The organism is Proteus sp. CA142267 (assembly GCF_003336825.1).
Lineage (GTDB): Bacteria > Pseudomonadota > Gammaproteobacteria > Enterobacterales > Enterobacteriaceae > Proteus > Proteus terrae.
Genome location: NZ_QPMG01000001.1, coordinates 505054 through 530920, shown reverse-complemented (window position 1 = coordinate 530920; position 25867 = coordinate 505054). Strand labels below are relative to the sequence as shown.

Sequence of the window (25867 nt, the reverse complement as noted above, 5' to 3'; positions counted from 1 at the left end):
TCAAGTCAGTCCCCCACACATTGGGTAGGGGTATATCATAAAGGGGTGGATTCTAGCGCTTAAGTGTAGCGAGGTTCAATGTATTCCTGAAAAAATATCATCGAAAACGGTAAGCTTGGGTTTCCCAACGATAACCTTGACCATAAATCGAGCGAATAAATTCAATTTGATCGTTAAGTTGCTCAAGTTTACGTCGTAAGTTTTTAATATGACTATCAATGGTTCTATCCGTCACAATACGGTAGTCATCATAAAGGTGATCCATTAACTGATCACGGGTTAATATTTTGCCGGGTTGAGTAGCCAAGGCTTTTAGCAAACGAAATTCAGCAGTCGTTAAATCGAGAATTTTATTGTTGTATTGGATTTGATAAGCCTGTTCATCAATAACGACTAATTTATCGCTTTGAACAATATCTTGTGGTCGATAAAAACGACGCAATAAAGTTTTGACTCGGGCTACCACTTCTCTTGGGCTATAGGGTTTGCAAATATAATCATCAGCACCAATTTCAAGCCCAAGTAATCTATCAACTTCTTCTGTTTTAGCTGTCACCATAATGATGGGAATATCTGAAAATTGACGTAACTCTTTACAGACTGTAATGCCATCTTTAACTGGCAACATGAGATCTAACAAGATTAAATCGTAATGCTGTTGCTTTACACAATGGCTCACTTCTGCACCATCCGCTAACCAATGAGTTTGATAACCAGATGCTTGAAGGTAATCAATAAGCAATTGGGCAAGTTTAGGTTCGTCCTCAACAATCAGGATTGAATAGGGTGATTCAGATACTGTCATTTATTGGCTCAATGGTTATAGGCTTAAAGATCATCAGAATATGCAGGTAATTCTATAAGAATTTTCATACCACCTAAAGAAGAAGGCATGGCACTTATTTTACCATTATGAGCTTCAACGATATTTTCGCAAATCGCAAGACCTAAACCTGAACCGCCACTTGCACGATTTCGTGAGTTTTCTGCACGATAAAAACGTTGGAAAACAACTTCGTATTGCGCACTATCAAGCCCCGGAGCACTATCTTCTAATGAAATAAGAACATGTCTTTGCCCTTTTTGGGTGCTGATATGTAATTGGCCACCCGAATAAGTATAGCGCACGCTATTCTCTAGCAGATTATGGAAAAGCTGGATCAACCTATCAGGATCGGCTTGTACAATGAGTGGCGATAAATCATCTAATTCGGTGAGTAGAGTAATATTTTTAGTTTGATATGTGTGACGATAAGAAGCCACAGCCAGCAAAATAACCTCATTAATATCAATAAAATCTTTACGATAAGTTAAAGAGCCTCTGTCCGATAATGAAAGCTGGTGGAGATCATTAACCAGTTTTGTCAGGTTTGTGACTTCAAATAAAAGGGAGTTCAGCGTTTCTGTTGTAGGTTTTCTGACACCATCTTGTAGCGCTTCAAGTTCACCTTTTAAAATAGCAAGAGGGGTTCGCAATTCATGTGAGATATCAGCCATATAATCACGACGAATTTGCTCATTTTTTTCTAGTGTGCTGGCAAGTTGATTAAAGTCGGTAGCGAGTTGACTGATTTCATCTTTACTTGTGGGCGTTACTCGCACAGAAAAGTCACCGGCTGCTAATTTATGTGTCGCCTCAACGAGGCGTTTAACAGGGCGTATCATATTGCGAGAAAGAATAAGCGTGATAAATAAAGCAAAAAGAACCGTTAAACCTGCAATTATCCAACTGGTAAGCAGTTGTTGTTTATCAAAACTAATATCAGCTTCATTACTGATTTTATCTGCCGCACTGACAATTACCCACCCAACAATTTCGTCGTGAAAAGTAATGGGTTTTTTAAATGTCTCTGCGGGAAATTGATTGTCATGTCCAAATAGGCGCTTCATATCTTTATCAACGATCCAAAACTGTGTCCGCCAACCTCTGGGTGGCGGGCCTTCGCTACTTTGGCTTATTTGGTCAATACTTCGTAATATTTGATAAAGAGAGCGATCATCTCTATTGAGGAACCGCCAATCTCCCGTTAACGCATATTGTTCAGTTAAAGCTTCAGCTAAAAGAGTTGCACGCTGTTCACTGTTTTTCTTGATATAGCCAATGAATCCTTGCTGGAAGCTACCTCGAATACCAATATGCATGGCGAGAACAACCACCATACAAGTAGCGAAAATCACTAAGAACAGCTTGCTTCTCAATTTCATGCATTTGCCTCTTTTTTGCTGATACGTCGTTGTTGCCAACGTTCACGCAATCCATCAAAAAATAGATAAATAACAGGGGTTGTATAAAGGGTCAGTAGTTGGCTCATTAATAAACCACCTACAATTGTTATCCCTAAAGGTTGTCTTAACTCGGCACCATCTCCGCTACCTAACATCAATGGCAATGCCCCAAATAATGCGGCAAGCGTTGTCATAATAATAGGGCGAAAGCGCAGTAGACTAGCCTGAATAATGGCCTCTTTAGCCGATAATTTGCCTTCACGCTGCGCAGTAATTGCAAAATCCACCATAATAATGGCGTTTTTCTTCACAATACCAATCAGCAACATAATGCCAATAAGAGCAATCAGACTAAAAGGCGTATTAAAAAGCTGTAATGCTAATAAGGCACCGACACCCGCAGAAGGTAGGGTAGATAAAATAGTCAGCGGATGAATATAGCTTTCATACAGTACACCTAATACCAAATAGACCGTTATAATCGCCGCTAGGATAAGAATAAGCTGTGATTTGATGGTCTCTTGGAATATCTGAGCCGTGCCTGCAAAGGAGCCTCTGACGGTATTGGGCACACCTAATTCTGTCATTGTGCGTTCAATAGAATTAATGGCATCAGCTAATGTATAGCCTTCAGGAATATTAAAGGCAATAGTTGAAGATGCCGATAATCCTTGGTGATTCACACTTAATGGTGCATTCGCTGGATACCAACTTGCAAATGCGGATAATGGAATGCGCTCACCTTGATTATTGACCACATACATTTTATCTAACGCAGAGACATCTTGTGTATATTGTTCAGAGACTTCCATCACGACTTTATACTGATTTAACGGTGCATAAATAGTAGAGATCTGACGTTGACCAAAAGCATTGTTCAGCAGATTATTGGCATCACTGACATTAATACCTAATTGCGACATAGTATCGCGATCGTAAGTCAGTGCCATTTCGGCGCCTTTATCTTCTTTATCAGAGTTAACATCGACAAGCTGAGGCAGTTCACCTAAAGCTTTACGGACAATCGGCTCCCATTTACGCAACTCACTTAAGTCATCCGCTAATAATGTAAATTGATAACTGGCATTCGCTTGGCGTCCACCAGCTCTAACATCTTGCACTGGCATTAAAAAGAGGTTGGCACCCGGTTCATTAGCTAATTTTGCCCGTAGGCGGTTAATCACTTGATTTGCGCTATCGGTACGCTCTGACAGCGGATTGAGGGAAATAAACATAAACCCACTGTTAATACGCCCGCCACCCGTAAAACCCGTTACGCTATCAACGTCTTTATCTGCATTAATTTCTTGCATAAAACGAGCCATTTTTTCTTTCATCGATTGGAATGAAATACTTTGGTCAGCACGCACAAATCCCATTAAACGTCCCGTATCTTGATCGGGAAAAAACGTTTTTGGTGCACTGATGTATAAATAAGCATTTAAGCCCAAAGTGGCGAGAAAAATGGCCATAACCCAGCGTCGATGACGCAAGGCAGCTTGTAATGTGACACTGTAACCTTGCTGAGCGCGAAAAAGTAACTTACCAAAACCGCGTAAATGCGATTGCGCTTTGGGTTTCATTCCTTTGAGTAAATGTGCGCACATCATGGGTGTTAGCGTTAGAGAAACAAATAGCGAGATAGCAATAGCCGTTGTTAAGGTGATGGCAAATTCTTTAAATAATCGCCCAACAAGGCCATCCATTAACAGTAATGGAATAAAAACGGCAACAAGAGAAATACTCATTGAAAGGACAGTAAAACCGACTTCTCCAACCCCTTTTAAGGCGGCTTCTTTAGGTTTTAAACCATTCTCAATATGGCGAGAAATATTTTCAAGCACCACAATGGCATCATCAACCACAAAGCCTGTCGCCACGGTTAATGCCATCAATGAAAGGTTGTTTAAACTAAAGCCACAAAGATACATGGCTGAAAAAGTGCCAATTAATGAAACAGGTACAGCAACAGCAGGGATCAGCGTAGCGCGACCGGAGCGTAAAAATAAGAACACAACTAAAATAACCAGTGCTACAGCAATGGCTAACGCACGTTCAACTTCTGCTAATGATGCGCGAATAGTCGGTGTTCTATCTTGTGCGACTTTTAAGTCAACGCTTGCGGGAATAAGCTCACGTAATTCTGGAAGCTCATCACGAATACGATTTACAGTTTCAATGATATTGGCACCCGCTTCACGACGAATAACCAGCAAAATTGCAGGCTCTCCGCCGCTCATTCCTGCGGCTCGCGAGTTTTGTACTGAGTCGGTAACTTGTGCTACATCACTTAAACGCACGACTGCATCTTGATTGTAATGCACGATCACTGGGCGATATTCAGCCGCTTTACTGAGCTCATCGTTAGTTTGGATCTGCCAACGTCCTTCGTCATTATTGACAAAGCCTTGAGGCCGTCGCACATTCGCTTGGCTAATCGCTTTTCTAACATCATCGAGGCTGACATTTTGGTTAAATAACGCATCAGGATTGAGGGCGACACGTATCGCGGGCAATGAACCGCCACCAACCGAAACTTCACTGACACCTTCAATTTGTGAGATTTTTTGTGCTAACCGTGTTGAAGCGAGATCGTAAAGCTCCCCTGTATTTTGAGTATCAGAGGTGAGCGTTAAGATCATAATCGGAGCATCAGAAGGATTCGATTTATAATAACGCGGACGGCTTGGCATACCTGAAGGCAACAAGCTTTGTGAGGCATTTAATGCGGCCTGTACATCACGAGCTGCGGTATTGATATCCTTGTTTAAATCGAACACCAGCGTAATGCTGGTACTTCCAAGTGAACTGCTTGATGTCATTTCATCAATACCCGCAATTCGCCCTAGAGAGCGCTCAAGCGGTGTTGCCACAGATGACGCCATCGTTTCTGGTGATGCCCCGGGTAAGGAGGCGTAAATATTAATAACCGGATAATCCACTTGGGGCAATGGGGCAACAGGGAGCAACATAAACCCTAATGCACCACATAGCGAAATCGCCAAGCTGAGCAACGTGGTTGCTACAGGTCGTTGAATAAAGAGGGCGAAGAACTTCATGATACAGCCTCGTTATTATTCTCGACGTGTTTATTACGGTTGATGTAGAGCGATAATTTATCAAATAACAGATAAATCACGGGTGTCGTAAACAGGGTTAAGATCTGGCTCATAATTAAGCCACCAACCATACAAACCCCTAATGGCTGACGTAATTCTGCCCCTACACCTGTACTTAACATTAAAGGTAAAGCACCTAAAAGGGCGGCCATTGTGGTCATTAAGATTGGGCGGAAACGCAATAAACATGCTTGATAAATCGCTTCGTAAGGCGTTAAATCTTGCTCTCGTTCGGCAGCAAGGGCAAAGTCTATCATCATGATCGCATTTTTCTTTACGATCCCGATAAGCAAGATGATCCCAATGATTGCAATAATATCAAGCTCATTGCCTGCGGCAATTAAAGCCAATAATGCGCCGACACCTGCTGTTGGTAGTGTAGATAAAATAGTAATAGGGTGAATAAAGCTCTCATATAGCACACCTAATACAATATACATTGCGACAATTGCCGCGATAATCAGCCACAAAGTACTTGAAAGCGCACTTTCAAATGCTAATGTCGCACCTTGAAATTGAGTGGTGATATCTCTCGGCATAGAAATTTGCTCTTCAGCTAATTTCACCGCTTTCACGGCTTCTTCAAGAGAAGATTGTTCAGCGACATTAAAAGAGAAGGTCGCTGAAGGAAATTGCTCTTGATGATTAATAGAAAGTGGTGCTAAGCGTTGCTCGACGGATGCAATAGATAATAAAGGTACCATCGCACCATCTTTACCCGTTAAATGCACGGCTGAAAGTGCCTGTAATCCATCACCATTACGAATATCTTGTTCTAATACCACGCGATACTGATTGGCTTGAGTATAGATAGTTGAAATTAAACGCTGGCCAAAAGCATTATAAAGCGCGTTATCAATTTCACTCATTGAAATACCTAAACGGCTTGCTGAGTCTCTATCCACTTTGATATACGCCATCATGCCGTTATCTTGCCAATCACTGCTGATATCCGTTAATTCAGAGCTATCTTTTAATGCTTGAGAAAGTTTAGGCACCCAATAAGCTAATTCATCTAATGATGTTGCTTGTAGCGTAAATTGATACTGAGTACGGGAAACTTGCGTATCAATCGTTAAATCTTGAGTGGGTTGTAGATAGAGAGTCATTCCTGAAATCGAAGCAATACGTTCTTGTAAACGAGGAATAATCACATCAATACGGGAATCCCGCTGATCAAGAGGTTTTAATGTAATTTGCAAACGACCCGTATTTAAAGTTGCGTTGCTTCCATCAATTCCTACAAAACTAGCAATATTATCGATAGCAGGATCATCAATTAATTTATCAACGACCTGTTGTTGTTTTTCTACCATTGCTTGATAAGAAATGGATTGTGAAGTTTCAATGGTTCCTTGCAATAGCCCGTTATCTTGTAATGGGAAGAAGCCTTTAGGAATAAACATATAGAGCAATACAGTCAGCACTAATGTGCTAAGTGCTACGCCAAGGGTTATCCATTGATGGTTTAAAACACGTTTTAACCAAACGGCATACACTGCGATCATTCTTTCAAAGAAACGCTCGCACGCCATTTCAAAACGGTTGTGCTTGATTTCATTTTCAGGTTTTAGCAATCGAGCACACATCATTGGCGTCAATGTGAGAGAAACCACCGCAGAGATTAGAATGGCGACAGCAAGGGTGATTGCAAATTCTCTAAATAAGCGACCGACAATATCACCCATAAATAATAGTGGGATTAGTACGGCAATCAGAGAGAAGGTAAGCGAAATAATGGTAAAACCAATCTCGCCAGCGCCTTTTAGAGCAGCAGTTAGCGGTTTATCCCCGCGTTCGAGATAACGGGAGATATTTTCAATTACAACGATGGCGTCATCGACAACAAAGCCTGTAGCAATGGTTAATGCCATTAAGGTGAGGTTGTTGACAGAGAATCCACAAAAATACATCACGGCAAACGTACCCACTAATGAAAGCGGTACGGCAATACTTGGGATTAAGGTTGCGACACCATTACGTAAAAAGAGATAAATCACCATCACCACAAGAGCGATAGCTAATCCAAGTTCAAACTGCACATCTTTAACTGAAGCGCGGATCGTTGTGGTTCTGTCTGTTAAGATCTCAACACTAACGGACTTTGGTAAATTAGAGACTAAATCAGGTAATAAACTACGAATATTATCAGTGGTATCAATAACGTTAACGCCGGGTTGACGTTGAACATTAATAATAATCGCCTGCTCATTATTCGCCCATGCGCCTAGCTGATTGTTTTCAGCTGCTTGTTCAATAGTTGCAATATCAGATAGACGAATTGGTGCGCCATTTTTATAAGTAACGATTAATTGGCGGTAATCTTCTAATGATTTCATTTGATCATTAGCGGATAACGTCACAGAGCGAGTTGGCCCATCAAGGCTGCCTTTCGCTGAGTTAACGTTCGCATTATTGATTGCTACACGAATTTTTTCGTTATCTAAACCGTAAGATGCTGCGGCTTGTGCATTGAGTTTGACTCTAACAGCAGGGCGCTGACCACCAGCTAACGCCACTAAACCTACGCCATTAACTTGTGAAATTTTTTGCGAGATACGAGTTTCAACCATATCTTGTAGCTGTGTCATCGGTAAGGTTGAGCTAGTCACCGCTAAGGTTAAAATAGGCGGATCTGCAGGATTTACTTTGCTGTAAATTGGCGGATAGGGTAAATCTGATGGGAGCAGATTAGTTGCTGCATTTATCGCAGCCTGTACTTCTTGCTCTGCAACATCTAATGGTAATGTTAATTGGAACATCAGTGTGATCACCGAAGCACCACCAGAGCTTTGTGACGACATCTGTTTTAATCCAGACATCTGTCCGAATTGACGTTCTAATGGAGCTGTAACCGCTGATGTCATTACATCAGGGCTTGCTCCGGGATAGAGAGTAACGACCTGAATAGTTGGATAATCAACTTCAGGTAATGCAGAGACGGGCAGCATACGATAGCCGACAATCCCGGCTAAGAGAATGGCGACCATAAAAAGGGTTGTTGCAACAGGGCGCAGAATAAATAAGCGAGATGGTCCCCCACCTGTACCGTGTGTTTTTTCGGTCATTACGCTTTCTCCGCAACAACACGGTTATTTTCTTTAGTCTTTGGTGCTGTTGGAGTCACGATATCGACCTTCGCACCCTGTGTTAATCTATCCACACCATCGGTGACAACGCGTTGTTCTGCTGATAAACCGGAGGCTATCACGACTTTTTCCGCATTTTGTAAGGCAACTTCAACACGTAATTTACTCACTTTATTTTCGCTATCTACAACCCAAACAAAGTGACCTTCATTACCCATTTGTAATGCTGCATTAGGAATAACAACCGCTTTTTCTAATGTGGTGACGTAAAGGCGTACATTCACGAATTGATTAGGGAATAGAGTATTTTCTTGCTGAGGGAAGCGTGCTTTTAATTTAATGGTGCCAGTTGTTGCATCAATTTGGTTATCAACACTAAATAGTGTGCCTTGTGCTAATTCAAATTGATTATTTCTATCTAACGCCGTAACAGGCAAATCTGCATTGTTTTTACGTGCTTGAATAACATTCGCTAAATCTTGTTCTGGCAAAGTAAAAAGCACATCAACAGGGTCCATTTGATTGATAACAACGATAGGCGTGGATGAACCGCCAGAAATATAGTTTCCTACATCAACTTGCTTTAAACCCACTCGGCCTGAAATAGGTGCCGTGATTTTGCTGTAGGTTAATTGCAGTTGTGCATTGCTGATAGTGGCTTCATCAATACGAATACTGGCTTCAGACTGTTTTACTAAAGCTTGCTGATTATCTAGCTCTTGTTGTGAGACTAAATTGGTTTTTGCTAATTTCTGATAACGCGCTAAGTCAAGACGCGCATTAGCTAATGTAGCCTGATCTTTTGCTAGCTGTCCTTTGGCTTGGGCTAATTGTACTTCAAAAGGGCGTGAGTCAATTTCAGCTAAGAGATCGCCTTTTTGAACTTGTTGGCCTTCGGTGAAATGTAGCGCCATTAATTGACCTTCAACACGGCTAGTGACGGTTACGCTGTTAGTGGCTTTTACTGTACCTAAAGCAGATAAAAATTGAGGGACATCTTCTTGTGTTGATGTTGCAACTTGAACAGGCGGCAAAGGAGGACGACGAGATCCTGATGTACCTCGACTCTGTGAGTTTGTTGCTTGAGTCCCTTTATTTTCGGGCGACGCTGTTTTTGCTGCATTAAATTGCCAATAGGCGTAACCCCCTGAGATTACGACGATTAAAGCGATAATGAGAGAAACTCTTTTTTTAGCATTTTTGTTTTTATTCATTACTTTTGTGATCCCACTGGCAACTAGCTAATCAGAAATACTGAAATGAAAATCTGGAATGGTGACATTCTACCTGTTTCTTCACAGTTAAAAATGGAGGAAATATGGAAATTAAGTCAAGGAATGTGTTTTGTTGACGTTATTTTAATCAGTTAAAACAAATTGCTACTGGCATTATTTTATCGTTGTTATTCAATAAGAGATAATTTTGCAAAATATGGATAAGCAGTAGCGTAGCTTAATTGTTTATATAGGGATAATTAAGTGGAAAATAAATTATTGATTATCAGTGAGTTATTTTGTTTGCTGTTTTTTTAACCGCATAACTATTTTGTACAAATGCCTGTAACTATGATAAAACGCAATAGTTAGTTATAATTCTTAGATAATTATGCTTTCCAGTGATAGAATGCCAACCTTGTTTTTCTCTGCGTTGAACTCTTTTCAAAGAATAACAATCCAGTATGAAATTCACCGAGCTTTAACTCTGTCTTAAATAACGAAATTTTTGTAAAAAATTAGCCTAAATATAAAGGCGTAATAGAATAATTAGAGGTTTTTAGTGTCAACTGCAAACACACCTGACGATGGACAAAAACCGAGCCTGAATGCGTTTAAACAGCCTCGTGCGTTTTATCTCATCTTCTCAATCGAATTATGGGAACGTTTCGGCTATTACGGTCTGCAAGGGATCATGGCCGTTTACTTGGTTAAAATGCTGGGCATGGGTGAAGCAGAAGCTATCACTGTTTTTGCTGCATTTACCGCATTAGTTTATGGCTTTGTTGCTATCGGTGGATGGCTTGGGGATAAAATCCTTGGTACTAAAAGGGTTATTATTCTTGGGGCGATCGTACTCGCAATTGGTTATGCAATGGTGGCATTCTCTGATCACGATAAAGACGTGATTTATTGGGGACTTGCAACGATTGCAGTAGGTAATGGTTTATTTAAAGCCAACCCATCTTCATTATTAGCAACATGCTATGAGAAAGACGATCCGCAATTAGACGGTGCATTTACTATGTACTATATGTCTATCAACGTGGGTTCGTTCTTATCTATGTTAGCAACACCGTGGTTAGCGGCTAATTATGGTTGGGATGTTGCGTTTGCATTAAGCGTTGTAGGTATGCTGATCACCTTAGCAAACTTTATGGTTTGTCGTGGTTGGATCAAAGATAAAGGTTCTAAACCTGACTTTGAACCGCTTAATTATTCAAAATTATTATTAACGCTGGTGGGTATCGTTGCACTGGTCGCTGTATCCACTTGGTTGCTACATAATAATGAAGTGGCAAGTTGGTCTTTAGCAATCATCTCATTAGGTATCATCCTGATTTTTGCGCGTGAAACGTTCATGATGAAGGGCGTTGCTCGCCGTAAGATGATTGTTGCATTCTTGCTGATGGTTGAAGCGGTTGTATTCTTCGTTCTTTACGATCAAATGCCAACTTCTTTAAACTTCTTCGCGATCCATAACGTTGAGCACTCAATCTTAGGTTTCAGCGTTGAACCTGAACAATTCCAATCACTTAATCCATTCTGGATCATGTTAGCAAGTCCACTGTTAGCGGCTGTGTATAACTTTATGGGTGATAAACTACCAATGCCATATAAGTTCACCGTAGGGATGTTCTTAAGTGCGACTGCATTCTTAGTGTTACCACTGGGTGCAAGCATGGCAAATGAAGCAGGTATTGTGTCTTCATGGTGGTTAGTCGCAAGTTATGGTTTCCAAAGTATTGGTGAGCTAATGATTTCAGGACTTGGTCTTGCAATGGTTGCTCAACTTGTACCACAGCGTTTAATGGGCTTTATCATGGGCGCATGGTTCTTAACTTCGGCAGCCGCAGCAATTATTGCAGGTAAAGTTGCGAGTTTAATGGCAGTACCTGAAGATGTACAAAGCGCTCATGCTTCATTAGAAATTTACAGCAGTGTTTTCTTACAAATCGGTATTGTAACAGGTGTTATCGCAGTTCTAATGCTGCTCACAGCACCTATGCTGAGTAAAATGACACAGTAATTTTTGCCATTAAAAAAACAAAATTTTAAGAAGAATAAAGGGTGCCATAAGGCATCCTTTTTTGTATTTCTTGCCATAAAATTCAATTCAAAAAATACCGCCCTTATTAAGGGCGGTATTGTATAAAGGGATACTTACAGAACATATTTATACATTGATAAGGCTTAACCAATTACTTTATCAATCTGCAATGCAACATCTTTCTCTCTTGTTGTGGGTTTTACTGCCGCCCAACCTTTATACGCTAAAGGTAAGAAAGCGACTGCAATAGCTAATAATGATACGCCAGCGACATAATAGGCACCCGCCATTGCGGTTTTTTCTAACCATATTCCTGTTAACATCGGTGTTAATCCACCAAATAAGGCATAAGCCATATTGTAAGCAAAAGACAAACCAGAAAAACGAATTGATGGTGGAAATGCTCTTGTACTAACAATAGGTGTAGTTGCAATCGCGCCTACAAAAAAGCCCATCAAACCATAATTAAATGCTAACTGAAAACCTGACATTGCTGGATCTAAACTGCCATAGAAATGGAACGCGGTAACAATCAAACCACCCCATGATAATGTCATTGATGCGCGTGTTCCTAATTTGTCACCAATCCAACCCCAGAATATGCAACCTAAGGTTAAAGTTAATGTTGCAACACAGTTTGCTTCTAATGACGTTGTTCTATCAATTTTATAGATCCCTTCAACAATCACGCCGGGTGTCATTAAAATGGTGACAACGATAGCTGTTGATAAAGACCATGTTAACGCAGCCGTAATTAAGCACGCTTGCTTGTGATTCTTAATAACTGAAACTACGGGCATTTCTTGTGCTAACGCTTTTTTTGCCGCCATCTCTTTAAAGATAGGGGTTTCTTGTAAAAAGCGACGTAAGTAAACAGAAATTAAGCCAAATATGCCCCCTAAAATAAAGGGAATACGCCATGCAAAATCATTCACTTCTTGGCTGGTATAGCTACGTTGAACGATAATCGCAACGATGGAGCCTAATAAAATACCGCCTGTAATACCAGAGGTTAACGTTCCTACACCTAAGCCATAACGTTGTTTGGGTGTGTGCTCTGCAATAAATACCCAAGCACCTGGCATTTCACCACCAATAGCCGCACCTTGCATAATACGCATTAATAACAACAATAATGGCGCAGCAACACCAATGCTGGCATAAGTTGGTAATAAACCAATAACTAATGTTGGTACAGCCATTAAGAAGATACTTAAGGTAAACATACGTTTACGACCAATGATATCTCCGTAGTGTGCCATAATAATGCCACCCAGAGGGCGAGCAAGATAACCGGCTGCAAAAATACCTAATGTCTGCATTTGTGCAATAAAGGCGTTATCACCAGGAAAGAACAAGTGGCTCAATGTTTTCGTAAAGAAGACGAAGATCACGAAATCATAGAACTCCAAAGTTCCTCCTAGTGAGGATAAACCCAACGTTTTATAGTCGCTGCGGTTCAATGGTCTTGCCGTAGGTTGACTCAACGGCTGAGTGGAGTGTGATTGTGATGTCATAATAACAACCTATAATAATCATCGTGATAAAAATAATAAGTAATAAGTTCACAATTGAATTCTTTTTAAATTAGCGAATAAAATAGGGTGAAAATAAATAACAGCAAAAGGTTATTTAAAGGCTATTTATGCGAGAAAGAATAATGTTGTGATGATGGTTTAAGTTATAACAGGAAGCTCTTAATAATGTAAATAGATGAAATTAAAATAACATAATACACTATTTAATTAGGGTTTTTTGTTATCTTTGTTTTTAATTATACTATTTTCTGGATTAAAATATCAATATTTCAATGTTTATCAATATAAAGCAAAATTATTATGTGACTTACAAATAAGTAAGAATTCTGTATTTTTAAATAAAAAATGTTTAATGCTGAATATATTTATTCTAATTTAAATAGCCATAAAAATAATAAATTAAGAGATGCGTTAATTTATTATTTTCCAGAAATAAAGTTATTATTAGATAATTAAGAAAGCTAACAGTATTAATAATGAAAGATATGATCTGATAGAAAATGAATTATTAGAATATTCTACTGTATGTTAAATTGAAAATCATTGGTATTAGATTTTATCATTTTTCAGTTTATTGAAATTTAAATCTAATAAAATTTACAATGCTAACTTTATTTTTGTGTTTTTATGCATAGTGTGGTTTTTCTTTGTTTTATCGTTAGATTAAAAATAAAAACAAAAAGAGGCATCAAAAAAACTATTCTTGGTTATAATTACATCTGAAAGTCAATTGATATGTCGGAGGATTTATGGTCTCTATCTCAATGAGTGCTGTTCTCTTAGCTGCAATTGTTCTTTTTGCATCACTTTCTATCGTCGCATTAGGTGGTGGTTTAATATTAAAAACCATGCTTAATAACACTAATCAAAATGATAGCTATTTACTAAGTGCCTCTGTTAAAAAGACTTTTATTACCTCGTTGATTATTGCATTGTTACTTGTCTATTATTACCTTTCAACAATGGCTTAATTATTTATCGGTATAAAAAACGCCACTGTATTTTATTAGCAGTGGCGTTAGTGTCATTGAGGCTTTTCTTAGACTAAGAAGATAGTTGCTAAACCTAAGAAGATAAAGAAACCACCTGTATCTGTAATTGCGGTTATCATAACACTTGAACCAATAGCAGGATCTTTACCTAATTTAATCATGGTCATCGGGATCAATACACCCATCATGGCAGCCATTAAGAGGTTTAATACCATCGCCATTGTCATTACCGCACCCATAGCAAGGTCACCATAGAGGAGGAAAGTGACAATTCCCATTATTCCTCCCCAAACAACACCGTTAATAAAGGCCACGCCAAGCTCTCTTAAAATTAAGAAAGAAAAGCTTCCGGTTTGAATTTGGTGTAGCGCTAATGCGCGAACAATCATTGTGATAGTCTGATTACCTGTATTTCCCCCAATACCCGCAACAATCGGCATCAATGTGGCAAGAGCAACTAATTGGGAAATGGTATCTTCAAAGACACCGATAACACGAGAGGCGACGAAAGCAGTACATAAGTTGATAGCCAGCCAAGTCCAGCGCGTTTTAACAGCTTGTCCGACGGGTGCAAAGACGTCTTCTTCTGGGCTTAAACCACCCATACGACGAATATTGGTATCACTCTCTTCATGCATGTTATCAACGATATCTTCAACGGTTAATCGCCCCATTAGAAGGCCATTAGTATCGACAACAGCTGCTGAAATTAAGTCATAACGTTCGAACGCACCTGCTGCATCTTCACCTTTTTCTTCAGGCATAAAGCTAACGGTATCTGTTTTCATTACATCAGAGACAAGCTTATCAGGAGATTGGGTCAAAACGGTGGTTAATGGAAGCTCGCCCAACAGATGGTTTTTATTATCAATAACGAAAATTTTATCCGTTGCTTCAGGAATAGAGCCTCGTTGGCGTAGATAGCGTTGCACCGTTTTTAACGTGACATTGCCTCGCACAGTGACGAACTCAAAATCCATCATCTGACCGACACTGTCTTTTGGATATTGAAGAACTTCTCTTATTCTATTACGCAGGCTTGGTTCTAAATAGGTAAGAAGGCGACGCATTGTATCGCGAGGTAAGTGCTCTGCGATATATGCTTGCTCATCCACATGTAATGTGGCGACCGATCGTAATAATTCACGGTCAGTCATATCTTTAATTAAGCTGTCCCAAACGGCGACAGAAGCTTCGACTAAAACAGCACCACGTTCATTATTATCAACCAAGTGCCACAGAGCTAGACGTTCGTCATAGGGAAGGGCTTCAAGAATATCTGCAATATCTGCCGCGTGTAGATCTTGTAGTAATTCTCTAACAGTGGTGATTTTTTCATGAAGTTCATGGTGGCTCAGCCTATCATTTTCACTTGCTTCACCTAAAACGGTTTCAACAAAATGATCATCTTCGAGAAAGATGCTCAAAATTTGCTGACGCAGGTGTGCCACTTTTTGTGAATACGGATTGATGGCAGCCGCAGTATCATTGTTGATAGCTGTTTGAGACATGTTATTCCTTTTTAATTCTTACGAGGGAGATAACCATTGACACTAATTATTCCATTTTAGGATGATTATCGGTCTTCTCCGTATAAAAAATATGAATCTTGAACAATATTGCGTTGGTGATGTTCATATTATGGTCACAAATCAAACCTATGTTGTTATGTGATGATTGTTGTATGATAGATGCAACAAAAGACGCATTGGCTAGCGTCTTTTTCTGCATAATATCATATTGTTAAGCAGATTCCTCTTTTATATCTAGTTTCCAACCTGGAACTGACTGCCAATGCTCTTGTTCTTTTTCTAAATCCAATTCCATCAATGTGTTATCGGAAAGATACTTTTTAGGAAAATAAAGCGTCCAATGATTTTCATCTGTAACTAAACGCAAAGATGCGGGTTTTGTCGTCGATTGTCGCTGATTATTAAGTAAAGTTGCTAATCTTAGTATTTGTACGAGCGGAAAATACTGTTTCTTTTTATAAAGATTAAATTTTGGCAACTCATCTAGCTTGATCCCTTTTCGGTGATAGCGAACTAGGGTTGTTAATAACAGTTGTTGCTCTTGATTAAACCCGGGTAAATCAGTATTTGAAAGAATATAGGCAGAATGACGATGTAATCCGCTTAAATTAATACTTAATCCCACTTCATGTAACATGACAGCCCAGATTAAAATGGCTTCTAAATCAGGACGAACCAATTTAGGATTTTGCTGTGCCCACTGAGCGTAGAGAGATTGCATTGTTTCAAGAACACGCTTTGCTTGCTCTCTATCGATATTATAGTGCTCTGCAAGGCTTTTCGCTGTGCGTTGGCGAATATCTTGATGGCGAAATCTACCTTCCATTTCATAGAGTACACCTTCACGTAATGCACCATCAGATAGGTGTAGGGCTTTTAATCCTAAAGAATCAAAGATACCGCATAAAATCGCCAAACCTGGTACAAAAACATGTTTACGTTCATCGGATAATCCCGGAAGGGCGATATCTTTAAATTTCTTAAATCGTAAGATTTGTTTAGTAAGCATAAGTAGGCGTTCTGGTGTGATAACACCGTCTTTTTCACCAAACTCAACTAAGATCTCATGGGCCGCTTTAATTGTTCCTGAAGCGCCTAAAGCCACATCCCAGCCAGTCATTTTGTATTGCCATGCAATTTTTTCCATTTTACGCGCAGCTTTTTCTCGAGCTTTACGAAAAGCGGATTCGCTGATTTTCTGTTCAGGGAAAAATTGACGGCTAAAACTGACACAACCCATGCGTTGGCTTTCGATTAAGATTGGTTCAAAATTTTCACCAATAACCAATTCTGTTGAGCCACCACCGATATCAATAACGAGTTTTCGACCTTTTTCAGATTGAGTGTGTTCAACACCCATGAAAATAAGTCGGGCTTCTTCGTGTCCTGAAATAATTTCGATAGGATAAGGAATAACTTCTTTGGCGCGTTGAAGAAAGACTTTTGCATTAGTGGCGACACGCAAAGTATGCGTTCCCACAACAGTGACATTTTCCGCAGGAAAGCCCTGTAACCTTTCAGCAAAAAGAGAAAGGGCTGAGAGCCCACGTAACATAGCCTCTTCGCTTAATTCGTTATCATCATCAAGGCCATCAGCAAGATAAACTCGCTGTTTTAAACGGCTTAATACTTGTAATGCGCCATTAACAACCCGCGCAATAATCATATGAAAACTATTAGAACCGAGGTCAATAGCCGCAATTTCTAAAGGACGTGGTGAAGAGTCATCTTGTGATAAAGGCATAGAATTACGCTCGTGGATCTGGTTGTTCTAACAATTTAATGTACTCATAGACAGCAAGCTGGGAACGGATCTTACGTTTATTTCCACGAGGAACATAGCTATTTGTTAAATCTTTATCGATATAGCGTGCTTTTACGGTGTCATTAAATTGAATATCCAGAATATCAAGAACGCGCTGTTTAAGTTGAGGATCAAGCAAAGCCACTGCAACTTCAATACGATAATCAAGATTTCGCGTCATCCAATCCGCAGAAGAGAGAAAGATTTTTTCATCGCCTTTATTAGTAAACACATAGACACGATCGTGTTCTAAAAAGCGGTCAACAATGCTGGTTACCTGAATATTTTCACTAAATCCCGGCTGATTAGGGACTAAAGAACACATTCCACGTACTAATAATCGTACTTTTACGCCAGCTTCTGACGCGTCATAAAGGCGATTAACGAGCTCTTCATCAACTAAGTTATTCACTTTTAATGTGATCCCCGCGGGATGTCCGGCTTGGGCACTGTGAATTTCGTTCGTGATTAATTGATTTAACAGAATACGCGAGTTTTGTGGTGAAACCATCAAGTGTTCAAAAGTCACTGGACGATAAGGGTTTTCAATAAAACTAAAGACGCGACGCACTTCATTAGTAATTTCGGTATTCGCCGTTAATAGTGAATAGTCAGTATAAAGACGTGCTGTTTTTTCGTTAAAGTTCCCGGTACCGATATGAGCATAGCGAATAATTTCACCATTTTCTAAACGTGAAATGATAAATAATTTCGCGTGAATTTTCAGGCCCGGGGCAGAGAAAATAACGTGTACACCTGCTTCTGTCAGGCGTTTGGCCCAGTGGATATTTGCCGCTTCATCAAAGCGTGCTTGTAACTCAACGACAACAGTGACACGCTTACCGTTATGTGCAGCGTGGATCATCGAATCAATGATCCGAGAATCTTTAGCAACACGGTAAATATTGATTTTTATTGAGATAACACTTGGATCAAAAGAGGCTTGGCGCAACAACTCCAGTACATGCTCAAAGGTATGATAAGGATAATAGAGCAAGACATCTCGCTCACGTATCGCATCAAAGCCATTACGGAAATTATCAAACCAAACATGGCGTAAGCGAGGGATCACTTTATTTAAAAGAAATTTACTCCCTTCATTTGGGAAGTTAATAAAATCTTTGAAATTATGATAACGACCACCAGCTATTACGGAGTCATTATTCGATAAACCTAATTTACTGCGCAGTAGCGCTACCATTTCATCAGGCATATCCCGTTGATAAACAAAACGGACAGGCTCAGCGGTAAGGCGCTGTTTTAATGTCGATGACATCATTTCAAGTAAGCTTGATTCCATTTCTGTCGCAAGATCGTACTCAGCATCTCGCGTCATTTTCATGGAATAAGCACTTAATGAGTCATAATCAAAAAAGCCTTTAAATACCTCATCAAGGCAGTAGCGTAAAATATTATCCAATAAAATCATGGATTTTTTCTTACTGCGTCCTTGGTCTGTAGGCAGAATAACAAAACGAGGTACTTTATCTGATGGAATTTCTAGCAAGGCATAATGAATAATTTGTCCTTGCACAATTTCAACCGCTAAATAGGTATAGTCATCTTTAAGAAACTCAACCAAGTCTGTTTCAGGATTAATCAAGATGGGCGTGATGTGCTTTCTTAAATTTTGACGGAAGTATTGGCGTAACCAGATTTGTTGATTAGGTGAGATTTGACGTTCGTTAATTAAAAAGATTTGATTTCGCGCCATTTCAAGTAACAAATCATTATATAAGGCGTCAAACTCTTGGTCAGCTTTAGCCACTTTTGACTGAATTTTCTTTATAAGATGGCGAGCATGACTTGATGCAGAGCGTGAACCACGCTCTTCATTAATTAAAATACGGCGTTTGACATCGGCAAAACGAACCTTGTAGAACTCATCAAGATTATTTGAATAGATCCCCAGAAACCTGACTCTTTCAATTAACGGGTTTCGTTTATCAGCCGCCTCTTGTAATACACGTTCGTTAAATGCAAGCCAACTGATCTCTTTATCAATATAGAGTCGTTCCTGGGACATCTGAACTCCAACAAGGGTTAAAGTTAAAACTTAATATCTGAATAAATCAGACGTGTTGCTTAATGGTTGCACCCGGCTTAACAAAATTTTCGGGTTTCGCCTCTTTGGCTTTTTGTGCAAAATAAGGCGCTTGGAAAGTACACATTCTAATCGCAGAACGGTAGGCACCGTTAACAAAAAACTCATCTATTAAATCACCTTCTTTTTTAAAGCCAAGCTTTTCATAAATATGAATCGCTTTAGCATTCTCTTTATCGACGATCAAATAGAGTTTGTATAAATTAAGTACAGAAAAAGCATAATCCATCGCTAATTTTGCTGCTCGTGCAGCATAGCCGTGGCCTTGGTGTGCAGGTGCGATGATGATTTGGAATTCAGCACGACGGTGAACATAATCAATTTCAACCAACTCGACAAGCCCAACTTTAGTACCGTCACTTTCGGCAATAAAACGGCGTTCACTTTGGTCGTGAATATGTTTTTCATAAAGGTCGCTTAACTCGATAAAAGCCTCATAAGGTTCTTCAAACCAATAGCGCATAACGCTGGCGTTATTATCAAGTTGATGGACAAAAGAGAGATCTTCTCGTTCGAGAGGACGTAATTTTATAGGTGGAACTTTCTTACCACCGGACATAAGCACCTCGGTGAATGCATTGAATAAAAAGAGAAAAGGGTGACACAAAAAAAGTCACGCGAGCTACAGTGTAGCACAATGTGACTTTTTATCTTAAACGAAATAGTTAACCAAGGTTGTCGAAAAGCGCAATATCATCGAGAAAGGCTTGATTACTCTTCATTTTTAATCGCTCGTCAGCTAGCCAACCGATCGCTAATGGATAGATACGATACTCTTCAATTTGTATTCTTGCTTGTAATGATTGTTCAGTATCATCGGGCAAAACAGGAATACGTGCCTGAATAATCATGGGACCACCATCAAGCTCTTCTGTAACAAAATGGACGGTAACGCCATGAAAAGAGTCTTTATTCGCTAAAACTTGGCGATGAGTGTGTAATCCGGGATATTTAGGAAGTAAAGAAGGATGAATATTTAATAATTTATGCTGATAGTGAGTGACAAAATCAGGCGATAAAATACGCATAAAACCGGCTAAAACCACAATATCGGGCTGATAAGCATCGATTTGCTTAATTAACGCTTTATCGTAATCCGCTCTGTCATTATATAAAGTAGGATCAACAAAATAAGCTGGAATATTAGCCAGTTTTGCTCGTTCAAGACCATATGCATCAGCTTTATTACTTAAGACAGCAACCACATTACCTGTGATTTTATTTGCCCTACAGGCGTCGATAACCGCCTGTAGGTTGCTGCCGTTTCCTGAGATAAGGACGACAATATTTTTCATTCACATGCTTTCATTAGTTAATAATAACTTGTGCTTCACCAGCAGCTTGTGGCGCAACTTCACCAATTAACCATGCGTTTTCACCACATTCAGCCAGATGTGCTAATGTTTTTTCAACGTCATTTGGGTTAACGGCAATTAACAATCCAACGCCACAGTTAAAGGTGCGATACATTTCATGTGTACTGACTTGTCCGGCATCTTGTAGCCATTTGAAAACCATTGGCCATTCCCAACTTTTACTTTCAATACGCGCTTGCGTGTTTTCAGGTAATACGCGAGGAATATTTTCCCAGAATCCGCCACCAGTAATATGTGCGACAGCGTGGATGTCCACACTTTCAATTAATGAAAGTAGTGACTTCACATAAATACGAGTAGGGGCTAATAGGTGATCCGCTAATGATTTATCGCCTAATGGTGTGCTTTCAGCTTGCGTATTGCTGACTTCAAGAATTTTTCTGACTAATGAATAGCCATTAGAATGAGGCCCACTTGATGCTAAAGCGATTAGTGCATCGCCAGCTTTAACTTTGCTACCATCGATAATTTCTGATTTCTCAACCACACCGACACAAAAGCCTGCGATATCATAATCGTTACCGTGGTACATTCCTGGCATTTCAGCAGTTTCCCCACCGACTAGCGCACAACCAGATTGTTTACAACCTTCTGCAATACCTGTTACTACGCGTGCTGCGGTATCGACATCTAATTTTCCTGTGGCATAGTAGTCAAGGAAGAAAAGGGGTTCTGCACCTTGAACAATCAAATCGTTGACACACATTGCGACTAAATCAATACCGATGTCATCATGGCGATTTAAATCCATCGCAAGGCGAAGTTTAGTTCCTACGCCATCAGTGCCTGAAACTAAAATAGGTTCGCGGTATTTAGAGGGAATTGCACAAAGTGCGCCAAAACCACCTAAACCCCCCATAACTTCAGGACGGCGGGTTTCTTTTACTACACCTTTGATACGATCGACTAAAGCATTACCTGCATCAATATCGACACCGGCATCTTTATAGCTGAGAGAGGATTTGTTAGTCACGTAGAGCCCTCACGGCAAGTTGCTGTTAAGAAAAAATGTGTGCGAACGCTATTCTAACAGGCAAAGCAAACGTTTGCGAGGATCTTCTTTATAGGTCACAATTATTCATGTTGGTGTGGTTAAAAGCTGTGCGTTTGATCAATATCAATAGAAAAACGATGGAATGTTGGCAAAAAAGCGGTATAATCTCGCGATTTTTTTGTCAGGCTGCGTCGTACATTAGGAGAAATTATGAAGATCGTTGAGGTAAAACACCCACTCATTCAACATAAATTGGGGCTGATGCGAGATCATGATATAAGCACTAAACGCTTTCGTGAACTGGCTTCAGAAGTTTCCAGTCTACTGACGTATGAAGCTACCGCCGATTTAGAAACAGAGACGGTAACAATAGAAGGTTGGTGTGGTCCGGTAGAGATAGAACAGATTAAAGGAAAAAAAATCACAGTAGTTCCTATCCTCCGTGCAGGTATCGGGATGATGGATGGAGTATTAGAAAATATTCCTAGTGCCCGAATCAGTGTAGTTGGCGTTTACCGCGATGAAGAAACATTAAAACCTGTCCCTTACTTCCAGAAATTAGCATCCAATATTGAAGAGCGTATGGCTCTTGTTGTTGACCCTATGTTAGCAACTGGCGGCTCTATGATTGCCACAATTGATTTATTAAAAAATGCGGGCTGTACTTCAATTAAAGTATTAGTACTGGTTGCTGCTCCAGAAGGTATTAAGGCATTAGAAGAAGCTCATCCAGATGTGGAATTATATACTGCATCTATTGATAGTCATCTTAATGAGCACGGGTACATCGTTCCAGGTCTTGGCGATGCTGGTGATAAGATATTTGGTACAAAATAATAATTAAGCCGACTTTGATAGTCGGCTTTTTTTTGGATCACTTATTTGTTCTATACTCTAAATATTTTAAGGTGCCGCTAGATGACTCGTTCGAGTGAGCGTAGTTAGCAACATGGTGGCTTAAAGTAAGGTGAGTATAAAGTTAAAAATACAAACCAATTTCACATTCATATTAAAGAGAGGTCGTAAGCATGACTCGTCGTGCAATCGGGGTAGAAGAGCGCCCACCATTATTACAAACAATTCCGTTGAGTCTTCAACATCTGTTTGCAATGTTTGGCGCCACCGTACTTGTGCCAATTTTATTTAAAGTTAATCCGGCAACAATATTGTTATTTAACGGGATCGGAACCCTGCTTTATCTCTTTATTTGTAAAGGACGCATTCCTGCTTATTTAGGTTCAAGTTTCGCGTTTATCTCGCCGGTACTTTTACTGTTACCTTTAGGGTATGAATTAGCACTCGGAGGATTCATCGTCTGTGGCGTGTTATTTTGTATCGTTGCAGGTATTGTTAAAATAGCTGGGCGGGGCTGGATCAATGTGATGTTTCCGCCTGCGGCAATGGGCGCAATCGTTGCCGTCATCGGGCTTGAATTAGCAGGAACCGCTGCAGGAATGGCAGGATTATTACCAAGTGCTGATGCACCAGTTGATAATCAAACACTGCTTATTTCTATGGTGACTTTAGGTGTGACAATCTTAGGCTCTGTGATGTTTAGAGGATTCCTTGCTATTATTCCTATTCTTATTGGGGTATTAGTTGGTTATGCACTCTCTTTCTTCTTGGGCGTTGTTGATATTACTCCAATTAAAGAAGCTAACTGGTTTGCACTACCGACATTCTATTCTCCGCGTTTTGAATGGAGTGCTATCTTTATTATCCTACCTGCTGCATTAGTGGTTATTGCAGAGCACGTTGGACACCTTGTTGTTACAGCAAATATTGTGCAACGCGATTTAATGAAAAACCCAGGCTTACATCGTTCTATGTTCGCAAACGGTTTCTCTACCATTATTTCGGGTTTCTTTGGCTCAACACCAAATACCACTTACGGTGAAAATATTGGTGTTATGGCTATCACTAAAGTTTACAGTTCATGGGTTATTGGTGGCGCAGCAATTCTCGCTATCTTATTATCTTGTGTCGGTAAACTTGCTGCTGCTATTGCTGCTGTACCTGTTCCAGTGATGGGTGGGGTTTCATTACTACTTTACGGAGTTATTGGTGCATCAGGTATTCGTGTCTTGTTAGATTCAAAAGTGGATTACAACAAACCGCAAAACTTGATATTAACTGCAATTATTCTGATTGTTGGTGTGAGTGGTGCATCCATTCAGATTGGTGCGGCTGAATTAAAAGGCATGGCATTAGCGACCATCGTAGGTATTGTTTTAAGCTTAATCTTTAAATTAGTCAGTATTGTTCGCCCTGAAACAGAATTAGTGGATAACACCATTGAATCGGTGAGTGGTACAGCAAACAAAAAGTAATCGATTAAGAACATCTAAAGCAATATGCTGAAATTAATAAAAAAGGTGGATGATCTCCGCCTTTTTTTATTGTGTTTTATTTTTATGTCATATTAAAAACTAAGATTTTTGATGTTTTAAGTGTTTAAAACTCAGAAAAGCATGATTAATTCAATCATGATGTTTATTTAAATAAAATAAATGAGACAATGGGTGTCTGTTCTTATGCGAAATAGGCAATTTGTCTGCGGTTTGAGTGATATTCGTTTTAAGGTTGGAAGCGTTTCAAAAAAGGTATAACGTAATTTATGGAAAAGCTAATTGAAATTTATGATTTCATCACATCAAAGCAGATTTTTACCACAATATTTTTAGTTATTGTGTTGCTGGTAGTGTGGTTTCTCGCCAAAATGATTTTCCGCCGAATAGCAAAGCGTTTACTTTTTTTATTTACTGAACTTTCAGATGAAGAAACGATAGAAGATATAGCTAAAAAGAGTGCATCTATCGTTGCTGTTACACTCGTTCTCTATATTAATCAGCTATTACCGTCTTTTTCAGCTGAAATGAATATTATCTTTGAGACGGTTGCTCGCGCCTTTATTATCATCAATATTGCCTCATTGCTAAATAATGCGCTTGATATCTTTAATATTAGGCACGCCAAAAAAGCGTGGCATCGAAATAACTCTATCAAAGGCTATATTGAGATTGCCAAAATCGTGGTTTGGATTATCTCTTTTATCCTGATCATTGCGTTATTTACTGAACAATCACCACTTATTATTATCTCAAGCTTTGGTGCCATTGCAGCGGTATTAATGTTTGTTTTTCAGCATACACTTATCTCTTTTGTTGCCAATATTCTTATCTCTAACGGAAAAGTATTAAAGCTTTATGATTGGATTGAATTACCCAGTAGTAATATCAGCGGTGAGGTTATTGATATCGCATTGCATACGATCACTGTGCGTAATTGGGATAATACGATTTCACGTATTCCAACCAAAGATTTTTTGACTGAAAAATATACAAACTGGCAACCAATGTTTTCATCAGGAGGGCGCCGGATCAAACGAAGTTTTTATATTGACCAATCTTCGATTTCATTTGCAACACAAGAATTAGTATTAGAGTTAAAAAATACAGCACCGCTTCGTAAGAGCATAGAAACGATGCTAGAAGGAAAGGAAGAGGAGATTGGTGATATTAATGAATGGTTAGAAACAAAAGGGGTGACGAACCTACAATTGTTTCGTAAGTACATGCTAAATTGGATAAAGATGCGTGGTGATGTTCGGCCTGATATGTATTTAGTGATCAGAACAATGCCACCTACACCGATGGGATTACCTGTAGAGTTATATTGTTTTACGCGTGCAACTACGTGGGTTGAATATGAAGAGACTCAATCTGAAATTTTTGAGTATATAAATGCATCAGCCAAATATTTTAAGCTCGATATTTATCAGCAACCTTCAGGTAATGATGTTGCGAAATTAAAATTTAGATAATAAAGA

General features: G+C 39.5%; 17 protein-coding genes. 5 read left to right on the top strand and 12 right to left on the bottom strand.

The genetic code is table 11. The features are described from left to right. Nucleotides 1-97: 97 nt before the first annotated feature. From baeR to C0T34_RS02430, 5 genes are read right to left on the bottom strand one after another with little or no spacing between them, the layout of a single operon-like run. The gene (gene baeR, locus C0T34_RS02450; protein WP_088495278.1) at nt 98-805 is read right to left on the bottom strand and encodes a two-component system response regulator BaeR; all 708 of its coding nucleotides are present in this window, start codon (nt 803-805) and stop codon (nt 98-100) included. A gap of 23 nt (nt 806-828) precedes the next feature. Beyond that, entirely contained in the window at nt 829-2205 is a 1377-nt protein-coding gene (gene baeS, locus C0T34_RS02445) for a two-component system sensor histidine kinase BaeS (RefSeq protein WP_109849655.1), read from the bottom strand. Further along, nucleotides 2202-5285 (bottom strand): multidrug efflux RND transporter permease subunit MdtC, encoded by a 3084-nt coding sequence (mdtC, locus tag C0T34_RS02440; protein ID WP_098942479.1) that lies wholly within the window; start codon nt 5283-5285, stop codon nt 2202-2204. Before mdtC ends, baeS begins: the two co-directional genes overlap by 4 nt. Then, complete coding sequence (locus C0T34_RS02435) at nt 5282-8413, bottom strand: MdtB/MuxB family multidrug efflux RND transporter permease subunit (protein WP_109849654.1); 3132 nt, start codon at nt 8411-8413, stop codon at nt 5282-5284. Before C0T34_RS02435 ends, mdtC begins: the two co-directional genes overlap by 4 nt. Next, nucleotides 8413-9648: an MdtA/MuxA family multidrug efflux RND transporter periplasmic adaptor subunit gene (locus tag C0T34_RS02430; protein ID WP_109849653.1), complete on the bottom strand. Its 1236-nt coding sequence runs from the start codon at nt 9646-9648 to the stop codon at nt 8413-8415. Before C0T34_RS02430 ends, C0T34_RS02435 begins: the two co-directional genes overlap by 1 nt. A 562-nt stretch (nt 9649-10210) precedes the next feature. Here C0T34_RS02430 and dtpA point away from each other — a divergent pair. Beyond that, a complete protein-coding gene (gene dtpA / locus C0T34_RS02425; protein WP_098942482.1) occupies nt 10211-11677 on the top strand; it encodes a dipeptide/tripeptide permease DtpA in 1467 nt (488 codons plus the stop codon). A 164-nt stretch (nt 11678-11841) separates the two neighbouring features. On the opposite strand, the gene C0T34_RS02420 is transcribed toward dtpA, so the two are convergent. Further along, nucleotides 11842-13215 carry an MFS transporter gene (locus C0T34_RS02420; protein WP_098942483.1) on the bottom strand — a complete coding sequence of 458 codons (1374 nt, stop codon included), beginning with the start codon at nt 13213-13215 and terminating at the stop codon, nt 11842-11844. 770 nt (nt 13216-13985) lie between these two features. On the opposite strand from C0T34_RS02420, the gene C0T34_RS02415 reads away from it, so the two are divergent. Further along, nucleotides 13986-14207: a hypothetical protein gene (locus tag C0T34_RS02415; RefSeq protein WP_109849652.1), complete on the top strand. Its 222-nt coding sequence runs from the start codon at nt 13986-13988 to the stop codon at nt 14205-14207. Between the two features lie 68 nt (nt 14208-14275). Here the strand turns inward: C0T34_RS02415 and mgtE are convergent, their stop codons facing one another. From mgtE to purM, 6 genes are all read right to left on the bottom strand, one after another. Next, nucleotides 14276-15739, bottom strand: coding sequence for a magnesium transporter (gene mgtE / locus C0T34_RS02410; protein WP_098942485.1), 1464 nt, complete (start codon nt 15737-15739; stop codon nt 14276-14278). A gap of 232 nt (nt 15740-15971) precedes the next feature. Then, nucleotides 15972-17504 (bottom strand): exopolyphosphatase, encoded by a 1533-nt coding sequence (ppx, locus tag C0T34_RS02405; RefSeq protein ID WP_098942486.1) that lies wholly within the window; start codon nt 17502-17504, stop codon nt 15972-15974. A 4-nt stretch (nt 17505-17508) separates the two neighbouring features. Beyond that, the gene (gene ppk1 / locus C0T34_RS02400) at nt 17509-19590 is read right to left on the bottom strand and encodes a polyphosphate kinase 1 (protein ID WP_075671908.1); all 2082 of its coding nucleotides are present in this window, start codon (nt 19588-19590) and stop codon (nt 17509-17511) included. 46 nt (nt 19591-19636) lie between these two features. Further along, nucleotides 19637-20227, bottom strand: a complete 591-nt coding sequence (gene speG / locus C0T34_RS02395) for a spermidine N1-acetyltransferase (RefSeq protein ID WP_098942488.1) — start codon at nt 20225-20227, stop codon at nt 19637-19639. A gap of 106 nt (nt 20228-20333) precedes the next feature. Beyond that, entirely contained in the window at nt 20334-20963 is a 630-nt protein-coding gene (gene purN, locus C0T34_RS02390) for a phosphoribosylglycinamide formyltransferase (RefSeq protein WP_098942489.1), read from the bottom strand. 13 nt (nt 20964-20976) lie between these two features. After that, nucleotides 20977-22017 (bottom strand): phosphoribosylformylglycinamidine cyclo-ligase, encoded by a 1041-nt coding sequence (gene purM / locus C0T34_RS02385; RefSeq protein WP_098942490.1) that lies wholly within the window; start codon nt 22015-22017, stop codon nt 20977-20979. A gap of 231 nt (nt 22018-22248) precedes the next feature. On the opposite strand from purM, the gene upp reads away from it, so the two are divergent. The 3 genes from upp to C0T34_RS02370 all read left to right on the top strand — a co-directional run bounded on the left by upp (nt 22249) and on the right by C0T34_RS02370 (nt 25861). After that, a complete protein-coding gene (gene upp, locus C0T34_RS02380; RefSeq protein WP_006533051.1) occupies nt 22249-22875 on the top strand; it encodes a uracil phosphoribosyltransferase in 627 nt (208 codons plus the stop codon). A gap of 191 nt (nt 22876-23066) precedes the next feature. Beyond that, nucleotides 23067-24368: a uracil permease gene (gene uraA / locus C0T34_RS02375; RefSeq protein WP_098942491.1), complete on the top strand. Its 1302-nt coding sequence runs from the start codon at nt 23067-23069 to the stop codon at nt 24366-24368. 287 nt (nt 24369-24655) lie between these two features. Further along, nucleotides 24656-25861, top strand: a complete 1206-nt coding sequence (locus tag C0T34_RS02370; RefSeq protein WP_088495294.1) for a mechanosensitive ion channel domain-containing protein — start codon at nt 24656-24658, stop codon at nt 25859-25861. Nucleotides 25862-25867 lie beyond the last annotated feature (6 nt).